The organism is Actinosynnema pretiosum, assembly GCF_002354875.1.
Lineage (GTDB): Bacteria > Actinomycetota > Actinomycetes > Mycobacteriales > Pseudonocardiaceae > Actinosynnema > Actinosynnema auranticum.
The window spans coordinates 7,121,766-7,134,565 of the sequence record NZ_CP023445.1 but is presented as its reverse complement, the minus strand read 5'-3'; the positions used below and the strand labels follow the sequence as shown (position 1 = coordinate 7,134,565).

The following is a 12,800-nucleotide window of genomic DNA, read 5'->3' as shown; positions in this document are numbered from 1 at the left end:
GGCATGTATGCGCTCCGCTACGCCGTCGGCACCGACACCGGTCAGCGCCGTGAGGCCAACGAAGACTCGGTGCACTGCGGCGAGCGCCTGTTCGCCGTCGCGGACGGCATGGGCGGCCACGCCTTCGGCGAGGTGGCCAGTTCGATCGCGGTCGCGGTGCTCGCCGACGTGGACGTCGACGCCGACGACCCGCTGACCGAGCTGGCGGCGGCCACCCGCGAGATCGCGGTGCGGCTGACCGACCTGGCCGAGGAGAACTTCGACATGCGCGGCATGGGGACCACCCTCACCGCGCTGCTGTGGGACGGCGAGGAGAAGCGCTTCGCGGTGTGCCACATCGGCGACTCGCGCGCCTACCTGTCGCGCGGCGGGGAGCTGACCCAGATCACCAGGGACCACACCGTGGTGCAGGCGATGGTCGACGACGGCCGCATGGCCGCCGAGCAGGCCGCCGCCCACCCCGGCCGGTCCATGCTGATGCGGGCCCTGCAGGCGGGGAGCGCGCACGACGCCGACCTGTTCTTCCACGAGGTCCAGCCCGGCGACCGGTACCTGATCTGCTCGGACGGCCTGAGCGACGTGGTCGCCGCCGGGGAGATCGGCAGGCTGCTGACGGCGGACGAGGACCGGGACGCGGTCATCGCCTCGCTGATCGCCGCCGCGAACGGCGAGGGCGGGCCGGACAACATCACCTGCATCGTGGTGGACGTCGAGGGCGCGTAGCCCGCGCTAGCGGCGACCCCGCCCGGCGGCCCCCGAGGTCGCGCGCGGGTCGCCGGGACGCGCCCCGACCACCCCGAGATCCAACCCGAACAGGTCGAACAGGGCACTTTCACCGGTGCGGGTGACCTGGAGCGCCCGGCCGCTGCCGACCGGGCGGACCCAGTCGCGCTCGCGCAGGTGCGCGCACAACCAGGCGCCCGCCGAGCCCGCGAGGTGGTCGCGCCGCTCGGTCCAGTCCAGGCAGGCCCTGGCGGCGGGGCGGTCGCGCGGCAGCACGGCGCCCAGGCCGGCGAGCCAGGCGTCGCCCTCGGCGGTGAGGACGAGCGCGCCGGGCGAGGTGGTGGGACCGCCGTCGCCGGGGCCCGCGTCCAGCAGCCCGGCGGCGACCATGGAGTCGGTGATGGCGACGCCGAGCGCCCCCGCGAGGTGGTCGTAGCAGGTCCGGGCGCGGGCGAGCGCCGCCGAGGCGACCGAGGCCCGCAACCCGCCGGTCGGCCGCGCGGGACCGGCGTGCGCGAGCAGCGCCTCCAGGAGCCCGGCGACGGACGGGTCGGCGAGCCGCAGGTACCGCCACCGCCCCTGCCGCCGCTCGACCAGCAACCCGCCGGACACCAGCCGCGCCAGGTGCTCGCTCGCGGTGGACGCCGAGACCCCGGCCGCCCGCGCCAGCTCCCCGGCCGTCCACGCCCGCCCGTCGAGCAGCGCGAGGCACATGGCGGCCCGACTCCGATCCGCGACCAACCCGGCCAGCGCCGCGACCCGCTCCGCGCTCATCCCGCCCCCCGCTCCCGCCACCCGCACCGGCGCCTGCGCCGACCGCCCCGCCTCGATCCCCGGCCCGGTCCCGATCCTCCGGTTCGCTGACCAGGTCTTTCACATCCCCCACCTGCGGGGTGTGGCGCATCCCGCACTTTCGCCGCCCACCCCGCCCCGGCCGTCACCACCCCGCCCGGCCGTCACCGGCCGCCCCCTCACCGCCCGCCGCGCATCCCGTCGATCGCCAGGTCCAGCAGCCGCTCGGCCTGCCCGTCGTCCCCGCGCGGCTCGGTCACCAGCGAGATCCCGTTCACCATCGCCAGCACGTCCTCGCCCCGCACCCCGTCCCGCACCGCCCCCGCCTCGTGGGCCCGCCGCAGCAACCCCTCCAGCGCCGCGGTGATCCGCCCGCCGCAGCCGTCCTGCCGCCCGCAGTCCTCGGGTTCGGGCAGCAGCGCGGCGACCAGCCCCCGGCTCGTGGACGCGTGCTCCACGAAGTCCCGCAGCCACGCGAGCAGCGCGTCCCCCGGCGCGAGCCCGGCCGCGTGCTCGTCGGCCCGCGCGCACAGCGCCTCCAGCCGGTCGCGGAACACCGACTCCAGGAGCGCCTGCCTGCCGGGGAAGTGCCGGTGCAGCGTCGCCGACCCGACGCCGGCCCGCCGCGCGATCTCCTCCAGCGACGCCCCCGCCCCGTCCCGCCGGAAGACCTCCTGCGCGGCGGCCACGATCCGGTCCACGTTCCGCTGCGCGTCGGCCCGCAGCCGCCGCCCGCCGACCTCGGCCACGGATCACCTCCGACCCCACGAAGTGGAGGACCTCCCCACTTCTGCGCCACGGTACCGGACACCAAGTGGGGTGCCACCCCGCTTAAGTCGACCAGGAGTCCCCGTGCGCGCCGCCCGGTACCACCGCTTCGGTCCCCCCGACGTCCTGCGGGTCGAGGACGTCCCCGACCCCGAGCCCGGCCCCGGCGAGGTCCTCGTCCGGGTCCGCGCCGCCAGCGTCGAGGGCGGTGAGCAGTCCTTCCGCTCCGGCAAGCTGCGCCTGCTCGCCCGAGGCCCCTTCCCGAGGGGCGTCGGCACCGGGTTCAGCGGCCACGTCGCCGCGCTCGGCGCGGGCGTGCGCGGCAGGCGCGTCGGCGACCCGGTGTGGGGGCTCGTCCCGCACCTGACCACGGGCTCGGTCGCCGAGCTGGTCGTCGTGCCGCAGGACCGGATCGCCCGCGCCCCCGGCAACCTCGACCTCCTCGCCGCCGCCGCGCTCCCGGTCTCCGGCACCACGGCCATCACCGCCCTGCGCCACGAGGCCCGCCTGGTCGCGGGCGAGCGGCTGCTCGTGCGCGGGGCCGCGGGCGGGGTCGGCAGCGCGCTGGTGCGGTTCGGCAAGTCGCTCGGCGCCCACGTCACCGCGCTCGCCTCCGCCCGCGACCTCGACCGGGTCACCGGCGAGCTGGGCGCCGACGAGGCGCTGGACCACCGCGCCACCCGCCCCGGCGACCTCGGCCGCTTCGACGTCGTGGTCGACGTCGTCGGCACCGAGCTGCCCGCCTACCGCAGGCTCCTGACCGCGGGCGGCCGCATCGTCCCGCTCGCCTTCGACCACGACCGCCCCCTCGCCTCGCTGGCCACCACCGCCCTGCACGCCGCGCTCGCCCCGCACCGGGTTAAGCTGTTCAGCAACAACCCCTCCGCCGAGCGCCTCGCCGAGCTGACCGCCGCCGCCGAGTCCGGCGCGCTGCGACCGGACGTGGACACCGTGTTCGCCCTGGCCGACGTCGCCGACGCGCACCGCGCGCTCGAAGCGGGCGGCGTCCGGGGCAAGCACCTGGTGGAGGTCCAGCCCTGACGGAGCCCACTTCGGCGCGCGCCGAACCGTCCCGCCCCTACCGTCGCGGCATGGACCTCGACCTCCCCGTGCCCCCGGTGCCGCCCGCGACCAGCGGCGTCGCCTGGCTGCGGGCCACCGTCGCCCGCTTCAGCGAAGGCGAGGCGCACACCCGCCGCAGGGCGCTGGCCGAGCGGCTCCTGGCCGCGATCCCGCCGGAGTCCCTGCGCAGGCCCGGCGACCACGTGGCCACCCTCGCGGAAGCCCTCGGCGCGCCCCGCGCGATCGCCCGCGACGTGCGCCTCACCGCCTCCGCCTACCACCCGCACCTGCCCCCGTCCCCGGCCGCCGACGCCGCGGTGGCCCGCCTGGTGGCCGCCTTCGGCAACCGCTGGGACGAGCCCACCGCCGCCCGGATCGGCCTGCTGGTCCAGGCCACCACCGCCACCGACGCGCTGATCGCGGGCGCCACCCCCGCGGTGCCCGCGACCAGGCGGGTCAGGGACGGGCAGGTCGTGGAGGTGCCCCTGGCCGAGCACCCGTTCGGCGCGGGCCGCCACGCCTGCCCAGGGCGGGCGCACGCGCTGGCCGCGGCCGAGGGCGCGCGGGCGTTCCACCGCCTGCACCACGCCGACACCCCGCTGCTGCTGCCGAACGCCTGGGACTCGGCCTCCGCCACCGCGCTGGCCGAGGCCGGGTTCGCGGCGGTCGGCACCACCAGCCTCGGCGTCGCGGCGGCGGCCGGACTGCCCGACGCCGAGGGCCGCGCCAAGGCCGAGACCCTCGCGCTGGCCGCGCGGATCACCCACCTGCCGGTCCCGGTCACCGTCGACGTGGAGGCCGGGTTCGGCGCCGACCCCGCCGACCTCGCCGCCGAGCTGCACGCCCTGGGCGTCGCGGGCGTCAACGTCGAGGACGGCCGGGGCGACCACCTCGCGGACCCCGCCGAGCAGGCCGACCTGATCCGCCGGGCCAAGGCCGCCGCCCCGGCGCTGTTCGTCAACGCGCGGGTCGACTGCCACTGGCTCGGGATCGACCGCGCCTCGGCCCTGGACCGCGCCCTGCGCTACGCCGACGCGGGCGCGGACGGCGTGTTCCTGCCGGGCCTCGCCGACCCCGCCGGGATCGAGCGCGCCGTCGCCGCCCTGCCCGTGCCGCTCAACCTGCTGGCGCAGCTGGACTTCCGCACCCTGGCCGACCTCGGCGTCAAGCGGGTCAGCACCGGGTCGCTGCTGTTCCGCGCCGCGCTGGGCGCGGCCGTCGCGACCGCCGAGGCGTTCCGCGACGGCCTGCCCACCCCGGAGGTCCCGTCGTACGAGCGGGTGCAGGCGCTGGCTCAGCGCGGGTAGACCTCCCGCGCCCAGGTGGCGAACGACCGGGCGGGCCGCCCCAGCACCTCGGCGACCGTCCCGGTCACCACCTCGTTGCCGCCGCCGCGCACCAGCTCGACCCCCTCGGCGAGCACCCGCGCGCTCGCCTCCGGCAGCCCGGCCACCAGCTGCTCCAGCGGAACGTCCGCGGTGGACCAGTTCCGGCCGGTGATCCCGTTCAGCACCGCCACCTGCTCGGGCACGCTCAGCACCTCCGGCCCGGTCAGCACCAGCTCGCCCGAGCACTCGCCGAGCAGCGCGGCCACCGCCACCTCGGCCACGTCGCGCGGGTCCACCACCCCGGACCCGCCGTCCCCGAACGGGTTCGGCACCGGGTCGCCGCCCCAGCGCAAAGCGTTGGAGGCGAACGCGCTCGGCTTGAGCACCGCCCACTCCGGCCGCTCCCGCACCAGCGCCTCCGTCGGCAGGTGCGGTCGGGCAGGCCCCACCCGGCCGATCGCGGACAGCTTCACCACCCGCCGCACGTGCGGGGCCGCCGCCAGCACCGCCCGGTCGTGGACGGGCACGTCCGGGCCGCCCGGCGACACCAGCAGCAGCGCGTCCACCCCCTCGGCCGCCGCGCGCAGCGACGCCGGGTCGCCGTAGTCGACGGGGAACGCCGAGGTGCGGGACGCGGCGCGGTGCGGAACGCCGCGCTCGGACAGCAGCCGGGACACCGCGCCGCCGATGGTGCCCGAGGCACCGGTGATCAGGATCATGCGGCCCAGCCTGGCCGGGCGACCGGTGCGGAATCTTGGAGAAATCGGCGCTGTTGCCCACGGACATGCGCCCGCTGGTCGACTCGCACGACGTGATCACCCTCCGGCCGGGCACCGGCGTCCTCCTCCCGGACCCGGCGGTCACCGTGGTGCTGTGCACGGTCACCCGCGAGCCGTTCGTGCTCGGCCCCCGCACCACCGCCACCTACTTCGCGGGCGGCTCCGCCGTCCGGCACCTGCTGCGGCTGGCCCCCGCGGCGGCCGCCGTCCTCGGCCTCCCGGCGGCCGACCTGGTGGACGGCTCGACCCCGCTGCGCGCGCTGTGGGGCGACACCGCCGCGGACGCCGTCGCCACCGACCCCGAGGCGTTCGCCGCGCTGGCCCGCGAGCGCGGGTCGGCCCGCGCCGAACCCCGGCACGCCGCGCTGGTGACCGCCGCGACGGCCCAGCTGCGCCACCGCACCGTCGCGGACGCGGCGAGGGCGCTGCACCTGGGGGAGCGGCGCCTGCGGGAGGTGTTCACCGCGGCGACCGGCCTGCCGCCCAAGCGGTACGCGGTGCTCGACCGGGTCCGCCGGGCGGCGCTGGACCGGGGCGGCGACCGCACCTGGGCCGCGCGGGCCGCCGACCTCGGCTACCACGACCAGGCGCACCTGGCCGCCGACTTCCGCGCGGTCTTCCGCATCCCGCCCAGCGCCTTCGCGGCGGCCAGGTTCCCCGAACCGACCACCTGCCGCCCACCCGCCGACCCGCGCTGACCGGCCACGACGGGCGCTCGGGAAGAACTTCCGAAAAAATCCCCGGCACGTGTCGATCCGGGCCCCACCCCGATCGTCGCCGTGGTGAGGAGACCGGGAGGGACCCGGTCGAGACCGCAGGGGAGTCCCAGATGCGCTTCATGGTCCTGGTCAAGGCCACCGCCGACAGCGAAGCGGGCGTCATGCCCACCCCGGAGGAGCTGACCGCGATGGGTGCCTTCAACGAGGAGCTGGTCAAGGCGGGCATCCTGCTCGCGGGCGAGGGCCTGCACCCCAGCTCGAACGCCGTGCGGGTCAAGTTCTCCGGCGACGGCACCACCGTCGTGGACGGCCCGTTCGCGGAGACCAAGGAGCTGCTCGCCGGCTTCTGGATCCTGGAGCTGCCCAGCTGGGACGAGGTCGTGGCGTGGGTCAGGCGCGTCCCGAACGTGACCGGCGCCGAGTCCGAGCTGGAGATCCGCCAGATCTTCAGCGACGAGGACTTCGCCTACGCGGGCGAGGAGATCGTGGCCAAGGAGAAGGAGCTGCGCGCCCGCACCGAGAACAACGGCTGAGCGCCGCGCGGACGGGCCCGACCGGTCGTGAACCCCGGTCCGGCCCGTCCGGCGGGCCTCCGGCCGGGAGCCGCCGGTTACCCTCTCCGGGTGAGCGATCCCGCCGCCCGCCGCGCCGTCGAGGCGGTCTGGCGGATCGAGGCGTCCCGGCTCATCGCCGCCCTGGCGGCCTTCACCCGCGATCTCGGGCTCGCCGAGGAGCTCGCCCAGGACGCCCTGGTCGCCGCGCTGGAGCGGTGGCCGTCCACCGGCATCCCGGACAACCCCGGAGCCTGGCTGACCACCACCGCCCGCAACCGGGCCGTCGACCTGGCCCGCAGGCGCGGCAACCACGACCGCAAGCTCGCCGAGCTGGGCCGCGACCTGAGCGAGCACGCCCCCGAGCACGACCCGGACGACGACCTGCTCAACCTGGTCTTCACCGCCTGCCACCCGGTGCTGTCCCCGGACGCCCGCGTCGCGCTGACCCTGCGCGTCGTGGGCGGGCTGACCACCGAGGAGATCGCGGGCGCGTTCCTGGTGCCGGAGTCGACCGCGGCGCAGCGGATAGTCCGGGCGAAGAAGGCGCTGGCGAAGGCCGGGGTGCGGTTCGAGACCCCGCCGGACGAGCAGCGCGCCGAACGCCTCGGCTCGGTCCTCGGCGTCCTCTACCTGATCTTCAACGAGGGCTACTCGGCCACCGGCGGCGCGCACCTGGTGCGGCCCGACCTGTGCGCGACCGCCCTGCGCCTCGGCCGGGTGCTGGTCTCGCTCGTGCCGCGCGAGCCCGAGGCGCACGGCCTGCTGGCGCTGATGGAGCTCCAGGCGTCCCGCATCCGCGCCCGCACCACCCCGGACGGCGCGCCGGTCCGGCTGCTGGACCAGGACCGCTCCCGCTGGGACCGGCTGCTGATCACCAGGGGGCTGGCCGGGCTGGAGCGGGCGGAGCGGCTGGGCGGCGGCCCGTACACCGCGCAGGCCGCGATCGCCGCCTGCCACGCCCGCGCCGCCACCGCCGAGGACACCGACTGGGTGCGCGTGGTCGGCCTGTACGAGCTGCTCGCGCTGCGCACCCCGTCACCGGTGATCGCGCTCAACCACGCGGTGGCGTGCGGCATGGCGTTCGGGCCGGAGGTCGGGCTGGAGCTGGTGGACGAGCTGCTGGGGGAGAAGGCCCTGGCCGGCTACCACCTGCTGCCCAGCGCGCGCGGCGACCTGCTGGCGCGCCTCGGCCGGACCGGGGAGGCCCGCGCCGAGTTCGAGCGCGCCGCCGCCCTGACCCGCAACGAGCCCGAGCGCGCCCAGCTCCTGGCGCGGGCGCGGGAGTGCGGCTGAGGCCGCCACCCCCGCGCCGCGCCACCCCTGCCGGTACGCTGGCCGCACACCGATCCGAGGAGGTGAGTCCCATCAACGCTGGTCGACGCGGGGCGCTCCCTCCTGGCGCGCGGTAGGGGCCGCAGCCGGAGCGCCCCGGCAACCACCCCGGAAAGGCGCCCCATGCCCCCCACCGACCACCTCCGCACCACCGTCGTGGACCGCCTGCGCGCGGCCGGGTGCGTGTTCGCCGAGGACGAGGCCGACCTCCTCCTCGACGCCACCACCGACCCCGCCGCCCTGGACGCCCTGGTCGCCCGCCGCGCGGCGGGTGACCCCCTGGAGCACCTGCTCGGCTGGGCCGAGTTCTGCGGCCTGCGGATCACCGTCGCCCCCGGCGTGTTCGTCCCCCGCCGCCGCACCGAGCGCCTGGTCGACCTGGCCGCCGCCCTGGCCCCGCCCGCCCCCGTCGTCCTCGACCTGTGCTGCGGCTCGGGGGCGCTCGGCGCGGCGCTCGCCCACCGGCTGCCTGGCGCGCGCGTCACCGCCGCCGACCTGGACCCGGCCGCCGCCGAGTGCGCCCGCCGCAACCTGCCCGCCCCGCACCGCGTCCACCGCGGCGACCTGTACGACCCGCTCCCCGACGACCTGCGCGGCCGGGTCGACGTGCTGCTCGCCAACGCCCCGTACGTGCCCACCGGCGCGATCGGCCTCATGCCCCCCGAGGCCAGGGACCACGAGCCGCGCACCGCGCTCGACGGCGGCTCGGACGGGCTCGACGTGCTGCGCCGGGTCGCGGCGGGCGCGCCGGACTGGCTGGCCCGGCGCGGCGCGCTGCTGTTCGAGATCGGCGAGGCCCAGGTCGACGGCGCCGTCGCCGCCGTGCGCGCGGCGGGCCTGACCGCGCGCGTCGAGCACGACCAGGACTCCGGCGGCGCGTCCGTCGTCGCCACCCGCTGAGCCGCCCCCGCCCGCCGCCGCCCACCACCCCGCCCGAGGCGTGGGACCGCCTCGACAGACCACCCCGCCCCCGGCGATCCTCACCCCGTGGTCGACGTGGACGTAGTGGTGGTCGGTGGCGGTGCGATGGGGTCCGCGGCGGCCTGGCGACTCGCCCTGCGCGGGGCCGACGTGCTGCTGCTGGAGCGCTTCGCCCCCGGCCACACCGAGGGCGCCTCGCACGGCGCGTCCCGGATCTTCCGCCTGGCCTACGCCGACCCGCTCTACGTCCGGCTCGCCGCCCGCGCCCTCCCGCTGTGGCGCGAGCTGGGCCCCGAGGTGCTCCAGGAGACCGGCGGCGTCGACCACGGCGACCTCACCGGCATCCAGGACGCGCTCGCCGCCGAGGGCGTCCCCGCCACCCCGCTCGACCCGCGCGAGGCCGCCGAGCGCTGGCCCGCCCTGCGGTTCGACGGCCCCGTCCTGCACCACCCGCGCGCGGGCAGGCTCGACGCCGACCTGACCGTCCGCACCCTCCAGGCCGCCGCGAGGGCCCACGGCGCCCAGGTCCACCACGGCGAACCCGCCCTGCGCCTCACCCACGGCGCGAACGGCGTCACCGTCACCACCGGGCGCGCCACCTACCGCGCCCGCCAGGCCGTCGTCGCCGTCGGCGCGTGGACCCGCGGGCTCCTCGCCCCGCACCTGACCCTCCCGCCCCTGCGCGTCACCGAGGAGCAGCCCGCCCACTTCGCCACCGGCACCGACCGCTGGCCCTCGTTCATCCACCACCGGGGCGCGGGCACGGTCTACGGCCTGCTCACCCCCGGCGAGGGCGTCAAGGTCGGCTTCCACGGCGGCGGCCCGGAGACCGACCCCGACCACCGCGACCGCACCCCCGACCCGACCCGCCAGGCCGCGCTGCGCGACTACGCCGCGGCCTGGCTCCCCGGCGCCGACCCGGACCGCGCCACCCCGATCAGCTGCACCTACACCAGCACCCCCACCTCGGACTTCGTCCTGGACCGCGCGGGCAACCTCACCGTCGCCGCGGGCTTCTCCGGCCACGGCTTCAAGTTCACCCCCGCGATCGGCGAGGTGCTGGCCGACCTGGTCCTCGCGGGCGCGCGCCCCAACACCCGCTTCGCCCTCCCTGTTCCCGACTGACCGGGGTTGCCCCGACCGCCGCAGCGGACGTCCCACCCACTGGTCGCCCCTGCCGGAAAGCCTTGCCCTGAACCAGAATCCGCCCCATGGGAACCGAACTGCGCCTGGCGGTGGCACTGGACGGGACGGGGTGGCACCCGGACGGGGGCGACGGCCAGGACGGCGGTCAGGGCGGCGGTCAGGGCGGCGGCCCCGACCCGCGCCCGCTGTCCGCCCGCCACTGGACCGGGCTGGTCCTGGAGGCCGAGCGCGGCGGCATCGACCTCGTCACCTTCGAGGACACCCTCGGGCACCGGGCGAACCAGCTCGACTCGCTGCTCGTCGCGGCCCGCGTCGCCCCGCTCACCAGCCGCATCGGCCTGGTCCCGACCGCCATCACCACGCACACCGAGCCGTTCCACCTGTCCAAGGCCGTCGCGACCCTGGACCACGTCAGCCTCGGCCGCGCGGGCGTGCGCCTGCGGGTCGACGGCGACCCCGCCACCGCCCGCCACTTCGGCCGCCGCGACCTGCCCCCGCTGCCGCGGTCCGGCCGCCCCGACGACGCGGTCGTGGCCGACCTGTTCGCCGAGGCCCGCGACTACGCCGAGGTGCTGCGCAGGCTGTGGGACAGCTGGGAGGACGACGCGGAGATCCGCGACGTCGCCACCGGCCGGTTCGTCGACCGGGACAAGCTGCACCACATCGACTTCCGGGGCGGGCACTTCGCCGTGAAGGGCCCGTCGATCACCCCGCGCCCGCCCCAGGGCAACCCGCCGATCGCCGTGCTGGCCCACGACGCGGAGCGCCCCCACCGGCTGGCCCGCGAGTCCGCCGACCTGGTGTTCACCACCCCGCGCGACGCGGCCGACGTGCGCCGCACCGGCGCGGAGATCGGACGGGCGCGGCACTTCGCCGACGTGGTCGTCGCCTTCCACGACGACCGCGACCTCACCTCCGACGCGCTCGTGCACACCGGCGGTCCGGCCGAACTGGCCGACCTGGCGCAGGAGTGGCACGAGGCGGGCGCGTTCGGCCTGCGCCTGCGCCCCGCGCGCCTGCCCCGCGACCTGGCCGCCATCACCGGCGAGCTGGTGCCCGAGCTGCGCCGCAGGGGCCTCGTCCCCGCCGAGCCGCGCCCCGCGACCACCCTGCGCGGCCTGCTCGACCTGCCCCGTCCCGCCAACCGCTACGCAGCTCCCAGGGGTGCCTGATGGTGAAGCAGATCCGGCTGGCCGCCCACTTCCCCGGCGTCAACAACACCACCGTGTGGAGCGACCCGGCGGCGGGCAGCCACATCGACTTCGAGTCCTTCCGGCACTTCGCCCGCACCGCCGAGCGCGGCCGGTTCGACTTCCTGTTCCTGGCCGAGGGGCTGCGGCTGCGCGAGCAGGGCGGGCAGCTCTACGACCTGGACGTGGTCGGCAGGCCCGACACGTTCGCCGTGCTGGCCGCGCTCGCCGCCGTCACCGACCGGATCGGGCTCGCGGGCACGATCAACTCCACGTTCAACGAGCCGTACGAGGTGGCCCGCCAGTTCGCCAGCCTGGACCACCTGTCCGACGGCAGGGCCGCGTGGAACGTGGTGACCTCGTGGGACGCGTTCACCGGCGAGAACTTCCGGCGCGGCGGGTTCCTGCCGAAGGAGCAGCGCTACGAGCGGGCCCGCAGCTTCCTGGACGCCGCCACGGTCCTGTTCGACTCCTGGCGCGACGGCGGCGCGTTCGCCGTGCGCGACGAGCACTTCGACGTCGAGGGCCGCTTCGGCCTGCCGCGCACGCCCCAGGGCAGGCCGGTGATCATCCAGGCCGGGGACTCCCCGGAGGGCAGGGACTTCGCCGCCGCCAAGGCCGACGCGATCTTCAGCAGGCACGCGGGAGCGGAGGCGGGCAAGGCGTTCTACGCCGACGTGAAGGGCCGCCTGCCCGCGCACGGCAGGGCCCCAGAGGACCTGGTGATCCTGCCCGCCGCCACGTTCGTGCTCGGCGACAGCGACGCCGAGGCGCGTGAGCGGGCGCGGGAGGTGCGGGCGCAGCAGGTCAGCCCGCAGACGGCGATCAAGCTGCTGGAGCACGTCTGGAACCGCGACCTGTCCGACCTGGACCCGGACGGCCCGCTGCCGCAGGACGACCCGGTCGTCGACGGCGGCACGATCGCGCCGGGGCGGGCGAGCGTGCGGATGTACCGGGACCCGCTGGCGACGGCGCGGGAGTGGCGGGAGCTGTCGCAGGCGCGCGGGTTGTCGGTGCGGGAGCTGATGATCGAGGTGACCGCCGAGCAGACCTTCGTCGGCTCCCCGGAGACCGTGGCGAGGTCGATCGACGACCTGGTGCAGCAGGACGCGGCGGACGGCTTCGTGCTCGTCCCGCACATCACGCCCGGCGGGTTCGACGAGTTCGTCGACCGGGTGGTGCCGCTGCTCCAGGAGCGAGGCGTGTTCCGAACGGAGTACGCGGGCACGACCCTGCGCGAGCACCTGGGGCTGAAGCCGCTGGGCTGAGCGGACGCGTTGCGCGGAAAGGGGATCGCGCGGGGTGGGCGGCGCCTGGCCCGGTGGTCGTGGGGCTGACGTCCTAGTCGCCGCTCCACCCCGGCGGTCCGGTGGCCGACCCGGTCGGGCGGCGGATGCCGAGGGCTCCCTTCTCCGGCCGCGCGACCAGGGCCACCGCCACCCCGACCGCTGGGGCCCGGCTGACCAACCCACGCCGCGACCACTCC

Annotated in this window: 13 protein-coding genes; 10 read left to right on the top strand and 3 right to left on the bottom strand. The window is 77.1% G+C overall.

Going from position 1 to position 12,800, the window contains the following annotated elements; all coding sequences use genetic code 11:
* Positions 1-3: 3 nt before the first annotated feature.
* Positions 4-723: a PP2C family protein-serine/threonine phosphatase gene (locus CNX65_RS30535; protein WP_015804892.1), complete on the top strand. Its 720-nt coding sequence runs from the start codon at positions 4-6 to the stop codon at positions 721-723.
* Positions 724-729: 6 nt separating this feature from the next.
* Here the strand turns inward: CNX65_RS30535 and CNX65_RS30530 are convergent, their stop codons facing one another.
* A complete protein-coding gene (locus CNX65_RS30530) occupies positions 730-1,497 on the bottom strand; it encodes an ArsR/SmtB family transcription factor (protein WP_096496827.1) in 768 nt (255 codons plus the stop codon).
* 197 nt (positions 1,498-1,694) lie between these two features.
* Positions 1,695-2,264, bottom strand: a complete 570-nt coding sequence (locus CNX65_RS30525; protein WP_198320571.1) for a TetR/AcrR family transcriptional regulator — start codon at positions 2,262-2,264, stop codon at positions 1,695-1,697.
* Positions 2,265-2,367: 103 nt separating this feature from the next.
* Here CNX65_RS30525 and CNX65_RS30520 point away from each other — a divergent pair, with 103 nt between their 5' ends.
* Both CNX65_RS30520 and CNX65_RS30515 read left to right on the top strand, forming a co-directional pair.
* Entirely contained in the window at positions 2,368-3,324 is a 957-nt protein-coding gene (locus CNX65_RS30520) for an NAD(P)-dependent alcohol dehydrogenase (RefSeq protein ID WP_096496826.1), read from the top strand.
* A 50-nt stretch (positions 3,325-3,374) separates the two neighbouring features.
* Positions 3,375-4,652: an isocitrate lyase/PEP mutase family protein gene (locus CNX65_RS30515; RefSeq protein WP_096496825.1), complete on the top strand. Its 1,278-nt coding sequence runs from the start codon at positions 3,375-3,377 to the stop codon at positions 4,650-4,652.
* On the opposite strand, the gene CNX65_RS30510 is transcribed toward CNX65_RS30515, so the two are convergent.
* Complete coding sequence (locus tag CNX65_RS30510) at positions 4,640-5,392, bottom strand: Rossmann-fold NAD(P)-binding domain-containing protein (RefSeq protein WP_096496824.1); 753 nt, start codon at positions 5,390-5,392, stop codon at positions 4,640-4,642. The two genes, CNX65_RS30515 and CNX65_RS30510, sit on opposite strands and share 13 nt — an antisense overlap.
* Positions 5,393-5,445: 53 nt before the next feature.
* Here CNX65_RS30510 and CNX65_RS30505 point away from each other — a divergent pair, with 53 nt between their 5' ends.
* From CNX65_RS30505 to CNX65_RS30475, 7 genes are all read left to right on the top strand, one after another.
* Positions 5,446-6,150 carry a helix-turn-helix domain-containing protein gene (locus CNX65_RS30505; RefSeq protein ID WP_157767909.1) on the top strand — a complete coding sequence of 235 codons (705 nt, stop codon included), beginning with the start codon at positions 5,446-5,448 and terminating at the stop codon, positions 6,148-6,150.
* A gap of 131 nt (positions 6,151-6,281) precedes the next feature.
* Positions 6,282-6,704: a YciI family protein gene (locus CNX65_RS30500; RefSeq protein ID WP_096496822.1), complete on the top strand. Its 423-nt coding sequence runs from the start codon at positions 6,282-6,284 to the stop codon at positions 6,702-6,704.
* A 90-nt stretch (positions 6,705-6,794) separates the two neighbouring features.
* Positions 6,795-8,018, top strand: a complete 1,224-nt coding sequence (locus tag CNX65_RS30495; protein ID WP_096496821.1) for an RNA polymerase sigma factor — start codon at positions 6,795-6,797, stop codon at positions 8,016-8,018.
* A gap of 162 nt (positions 8,019-8,180) precedes the next feature.
* Positions 8,181-8,957, top strand: a complete 777-nt coding sequence (locus tag CNX65_RS30490) for a putative protein N(5)-glutamine methyltransferase (RefSeq protein WP_096496820.1) — start codon at positions 8,181-8,183, stop codon at positions 8,955-8,957.
* A gap of 87 nt (positions 8,958-9,044) precedes the next feature.
* The gene (locus CNX65_RS30485) at positions 9,045-10,103 is read left to right on the top strand and encodes an FAD-dependent oxidoreductase (RefSeq protein ID WP_096496819.1); all 1,059 of its coding nucleotides are present in this window, start codon (positions 9,045-9,047) and stop codon (positions 10,101-10,103) included.
* Between the two features lie 86 nt (positions 10,104-10,189).
* Complete coding sequence (locus CNX65_RS30480; protein WP_096496818.1) at positions 10,190-11,296, top strand: LLM class flavin-dependent oxidoreductase; 1,107 nt, start codon at positions 10,190-10,192, stop codon at positions 11,294-11,296.
* A complete protein-coding gene (locus CNX65_RS30475; RefSeq protein WP_096496817.1) occupies positions 11,296-12,582 on the top strand; it encodes an NtaA/DmoA family FMN-dependent monooxygenase in 1,287 nt (428 codons plus the stop codon). Before CNX65_RS30480 ends, CNX65_RS30475 begins: the two co-directional genes overlap by 1 nt.
* The last annotated feature ends 218 nt before the right edge of the window (positions 12,583-12,800 follow it).

Coding starts and splice junctions, on each gene's coding strand:
- CNX65_RS30510 (WP_096496824.1), bottom strand. CDS start 5,392: ATGATCCTGATCACCGGTGCCTCGGGCACCATCGGCGGCGCGGTGTCC.
- CNX65_RS30500 (WP_096496822.1), top strand. CDS start 6,282: ATGCGCTTCATGGTCCTGGTCAAGGCCACCGCCGACAGCGAAGCGGGC.
- CNX65_RS30480 (WP_096496818.1), top strand. CDS start 10,190: ATGGGAACCGAACTGCGCCTGGCGGTGGCACTGGACGGGACGGGGTGG.
- CNX65_RS30475 (WP_096496817.1), top strand. CDS start 11,296: ATGGTGAAGCAGATCCGGCTGGCCGCCCACTTCCCCGGCGTCAACAAC.
- CNX65_RS30490 (WP_096496820.1), top strand. CDS start 8,181: ATGCCCCCCACCGACCACCTCCGCACCACCGTCGTGGACCGCCTGCGC.
- CNX65_RS30530 (WP_096496827.1), bottom strand. CDS start 1,497: ATGAGCGCGGAGCGGGTCGCGGCGCTGGCCGGGTTGGTCGCGGATCGG.
- CNX65_RS30535 (WP_015804892.1), top strand. CDS start 4: ATGTATGCGCTCCGCTACGCCGTCGGCACCGACACCGGTCAGCGCCGT.
- CNX65_RS30515 (WP_096496825.1), top strand. CDS start 3,375: ATGGACCTCGACCTCCCCGTGCCCCCGGTGCCGCCCGCGACCAGCGGC.